At 68.3% G+C, this 4,059-nt stretch carries 4 protein-coding genes, 1 tRNA gene and 1 pseudogene; 2 read left to right on the top strand and 4 right to left on the bottom strand.

Translation table 11 applies throughout. The features are described from left to right. Nucleotides 1–151, top strand: a pseudogene (locus tag INE98_RS12740) (HNH endonuclease); the annotation flags it as partial. Between the two features lie 14 nt (nt 152–165). Here the strand turns inward: INE98_RS12740 and INE98_RS12745 are convergent. The 4 genes from INE98_RS12745 to INE98_RS12760 all read right to left on the bottom strand — a co-directional run bounded on the left by INE98_RS12745 (nt 166) and on the right by INE98_RS12760 (nt 3,485). Further along, a complete protein-coding gene (locus INE98_RS12745; protein ID WP_293539315.1) occupies nt 166–723 on the bottom strand; it encodes a demethoxyubiquinone hydroxylase family protein in 558 nt (185 codons plus the stop codon). Then, complete coding sequence (locus INE98_RS12750) at nt 723–1,250, bottom strand: disulfide bond formation protein B (RefSeq protein WP_293539316.1); 528 nt, start codon at nt 1,248–1,250, stop codon at nt 723–725. Before INE98_RS12750 ends, INE98_RS12745 begins: the two co-directional genes overlap by 1 nt. Before the next feature lie 91 nt (nt 1,251–1,341). Further along, a complete protein-coding gene (locus INE98_RS12755; protein ID WP_293539318.1) occupies nt 1,342–3,207 on the bottom strand; it encodes a ferrous iron transporter B in 1,866 nt (621 codons plus the stop codon). Then, nucleotides 3,204–3,485: a FeoA family protein gene (locus INE98_RS12760; RefSeq protein ID WP_293539319.1), complete on the bottom strand. Its 282-nt coding sequence runs from the start codon at nt 3,483–3,485 to the stop codon at nt 3,204–3,206. The genes INE98_RS12755 and INE98_RS12760 overlap by 4 nt, the downstream gene beginning before the upstream one ends. A gap of 148 nt (nt 3,486–3,633) precedes the next feature. On the opposite strand from INE98_RS12760, the gene INE98_RS12765 reads away from it, so the two are divergent. Further along, nucleotides 3,634–3,718 (top strand) — tRNA-Leu (locus tag INE98_RS12765). Nucleotides 3,719–4,059 lie beyond the last annotated feature (341 nt).

The following is a 4,059-nucleotide window of genomic DNA, read 5'->3' on the forward strand; positions in this document are numbered from 1 at the left end:
CACCCCGGAGGAGGCCCAGATGTCCCTCAGGCGCCGGCCTGTGCGCCCGACCACCTGGCGCCTCCAGGAACAGGGGCGGCGGTTTCCGCCCCATCATCTGCACGAGTCGTGGATGGACTATCTCTACTGGGACGTCGAACTGGACCCGTAGCGGGCCTGGTTCCGTCAGATCTTCTCGCTGATCCGGATCGCGGTCCTGCAGCCTGCACGGATGACGGCCGCCAGGAGAGGATAGCCGGGCGCGTCGCGAGCCCCTTCCTCGACGGCGAGATCCCGGTGAGCCAGCTCCTCAGCCTGAAACTCGGACAGCTCTGCGGCGAGGTCAGGCTGGCACGGTGACAGTTCCCTGACCTGGTTCGCATAGTGTTCGCCGATGACGGTCTCCACGGCTTCCGTGCAGGCGTGCGCGGCCTTCTCGCCCATCAGGGCCGTACCAGCGCCAAGGGCGAAGCCAGCCAGTCTCCAGAGCGGGGTCAGTAGGGTGGGCCGAACTCCCCGCTCGGCCAGGAGGGTCTCGAACCGGGCCAGATGACGGGCCTCGTGGGCTTCCATCTCCTCAAGTTGACCGGCAATCCTCTCCCGGCCGGGAGCGCCGCCCAGGACGGCTCTCTGTCCCCGGTAGATGTGGACCGCCCCCAGTTCACCCGCATGGTCCACCCTCAGGATTTCCGCCAGGCGGGCGGCGCCCGCGCCCGCGCCAGGTCGTCGAGGCGACTGCGACATCAACGTCTCCTTTCGCACATCCAGGCCAGCAGGCCTGTCGCCGCCAGGGCAAGGGAGATGAGGGCGTTCCAGCCCGCCATGGAAAGGCCCAGCAGGCGCCAGGCGGCCTCGTCGCAGGCTGGCGGCTTGACCCTGAGGCTGCCGTCAAGCAAGCCGCTCAGGTCGAGATCCGCGACCGACGCGCCGCCCCCGGCACAGGCCCCGGGGCCTGGCCACCACTTCCACTCGACTCCCGCATGGTAGGCGGCCAGGGCGGCCCCGAAGATAAACACGGCGGCCAGGGCGAGGGCCAGCCAGGGCCTCAATCCCGCACCCCGAGGATGCCGGAGCCAAAGAGCGCCCGCAAACGCGAGGCCTGCGGCTACCCAATAGACCTGTCTTTGCTGCAGGCAGAGGAGGCAGGGCGCGTATCCGCCCAGCCGTTCAAAGCCATGGGCGGTGGCCAACATGACCACGCTGGCCGCGAGGGCCAGAGCCGGCCATGCGCCGGGAAGGCGATCCCTGAGGCTCTGGACGAGGGCCATCATGCCGGCCTTATCCCTCGAAACGCTCCAGCCTCCAAGGGGTGTCAGGCCTCCCGCATCGGCGTCGTGGCGGTGTCGTGGCAGGCGGCGTTCTTCAGCCCCCGCCGAGGAGGCGCGCGCCCTGGAACACGAGGAAGGCGCCGCCGTAGGCGAGGCCCAGCATGTAGGCGAACATCACGAGCGGCCAGAGCCACCCGCCCGTCTCTCTCCGAACGACTGCAAGAGTCGCCACGCACTGGGGTGCGAACACATACCAGGCCAGGAAGGCGAGTCCCGAGGCCAGGGACCATTGCCGTGCGAGGATCTCCGCAAGGGCGCCCTCTTCGCCGCCGACGGCGTAGATCGCGCCCAGCGCCGCGACGGCGACTTCACGCGCGGCCATCCCCGGGATCAGGGCCACGACCATCTCCCAACTGAACCCGATCGGTGCGAAGACAGGCTCCAGCCACCGGCCAAGCTGACCCGCCGCACTGTAGGAGATCGGCGGGCCCTCGGCGCCCTGCGGGGGGGCGGGCCAGGTGGAGAGGACCCAGACCAGAACCATCAGGGGAAGGATCACCCGACCCGCCCGGCTGATGAATGCCCAAGCCTTCTGCCCGAGTTCACGGGCCAGATTTCCGGGTTCCGGGAGCTTGTAGTCCGGAAGCTGCATCATGAAGGGCTCCCCGCCGCCCCGCCAGAAGACCCTTCGGATCACGAAGGCGACCGCCAGGGCCGAAAGGATGCCCGCTGCATAGAGGCCGAACATGACCAGGCCCTGGAGACTTAGAAAGCCCCCGATCCTCACGTCCGGGATCAGGGCCGCTATGATGAGGGTGTAGACCGGAATCCGCGCCGAGCAGGTCATCAGGGGCGCGGTCAGGATCGTCGTCAGCCGGTCTCGCCGGCTGTCGATCACCCGGGTGGACATGATGCCCGGGACCGCGCACGCGAAGCTGGAGAGAAGGGGGATGAAGGCCCGGCCGTGAAGGCCCGCCCCCCCCATGATCCGGTCCATCAGGAAGGCCGCTCTGGACATGTAGCCAGAGTCTTCCAGCAGGAGAATGAAGAGGAACAGGATCAGGATCTGGGGCAGGAAGATCAGGACGGACCCGACGCCTGCGATCAGGCCGTCGACCACAAGGCCGGTCATCCATCCGGCGGGCAGGACGGCGGCGGAGGCCGACCCCAGGGCGAGGAAGCCCGCCTCAATGAGATCCTGCGCAGGGGCCGCCCAGGTGAAGACCGCCTGAAACATGAGGAACAGCACGCCCAGAAGAACCAGGACTCCGCCGAGAGGGTGCAGCAGCACGTCGTCCAGCCGTCCTGTGAAGGTGTCTGGCCGACTTGGCGGGCGAACCGTCGCGCGCATCAGGTCCCTCGCGCGGCGGTGTGCGGCCCGGACATCAGCGGTTGACGGCTCGCGCCAGGAAGCGTTCGGGCCACCCTCTCCTGCACCCCGGCCGATCTGGGCTGCGGCGATCTCCAGCAGCGGCTGCAGGCCGCGCTTGCGGGTGGCCACGGTGGCGGCGACAGGCGCCCCGAGGCCTTCTGAAAGGGCCTGAATGTCGATGACGACTCCCTGCCTTTCGGCGATATCAATCATGTTCAGGACAAGGACGACCGGCCGGCCGGTCGCCTTCAGTTCGAGGGCCAGCCGCAGGACGAGGCCCAGGTTCGTCGCGTCCGCGACGCAGAGGATCACGTCGGGCGCAGGCTCGTCCTTGAGACGGCCCAGGACCGCATCCCGGGTGATCGCCTCGTCAGGAGACCGGGCCCTCAGGGAATAGGTCCCCGGCAGGTCCACCAGCCGGATCCGCCGACCGTCCGGCAGCAGGACCTGGCCCTCCTTACGCTCAACTGTCACGCCGGCGTAGTTCGCCACCTTCTGACGGCCGCCAGTCAGGGCGTTGAACAGCGCCGTCTTTCCGCAATTGGGATTTCCGACCAGGGCGAAGGTGGCGATGGCCGACTCGGTCACGACGCCTCCGGCGTCAGAATGACGTTCATCGCCTCTTCCCGACGGAGGGCGACCCGCATGTCGTCGACCTTCACGGCGATCGGATCGCCGCCCAGAAGACCCTCGTGCAGCACCTCGACATGCGCACCCTCGACAAAGCCGAATTCCAGAAGTCGAAGCTCGAGCTCATGAGGGTCGAGCGCACTTGCGGCCTGAAGAGTCGGGGCGAGAACCCGGAGAATGACCCCCCGGTCGCCGGGGCGCGCCTCACCCAGGCGAAAGGAAGTTCCGTCGTCCATCTTTGAGGCGTGGTTGGACATGGGGCCGCCTCCAGGTCGGAAGGTAAGATGCGAAGTGTTTTCGTCTGGCCCCACTCGCGCCTTGGCGCAAGCCCGGCAGAAAACGGATGCAGGTCTTCTGGACAGGGAGTATCACCGGAAAGGATCAGCGGGCGTGGCGGAATTGGCAGACGCGCCGGACTCAAAATCCGGTTCCGAAAGGAGTGTCGGTTCGACACCGACCGCCCGCACCAGCCGCCTCTAGGCAACAGGCGGGCTCACGCGACAGCACAGGCGAGGCCTCAGCTGGCCGTCCTGCGGGGCAGGCGCCAGCTCTGGGTCCGGGGACGGGTCGACTCGCCCCCTGCATAAGCACATCCACCCTTGTCCTTGTCCCGGCCACCCCGGCGGTTGCGCGTAGGAAAGGCGACCGCGCCTACGACAGACTCAAGGAGGCGCGGGAACGTGGTCCGCCGGCGACCCCCGCCGCAGCGTCCGCTGCGGGAGGGGTCGACCGACCCGCCTCAGGCCGCCGCGCTCGGCCGGGCCTTGGTGCGCTCAAACCAGGCGCGGATGTTTCCGGCCTCCTCCGGGA

The sequence above is a fragment of the Phenylobacterium sp. genome (assembly GCF_020253645.1).
Lineage (GTDB): Bacteria > Pseudomonadota > Alphaproteobacteria > Caulobacterales > Caulobacteraceae > Phenylobacterium.

Bases quoted from the DNA above. Each gene is read 5' to 3' on its own strand.
- INE98_RS12750 (WP_293539316.1), bottom strand. From the start codon at position 1,250: ATGATGGCCCTCGTCCAGAGCCTCAGGGATCGCCTTCCCGGCGCATGG.
- INE98_RS12745 (WP_293539315.1), bottom strand. From the start codon at position 723: ATGTCGCAGTCGCCTCGACGACCTGGCGCGGGCGCGGGCGCCGCCCGC.
- INE98_RS12760 (WP_293539319.1), bottom strand. From the start codon at position 3,485: ATGGACGACGGAACTTCCTTTCGCCTGGGTGAGGCGCGCCCCGGCGAC.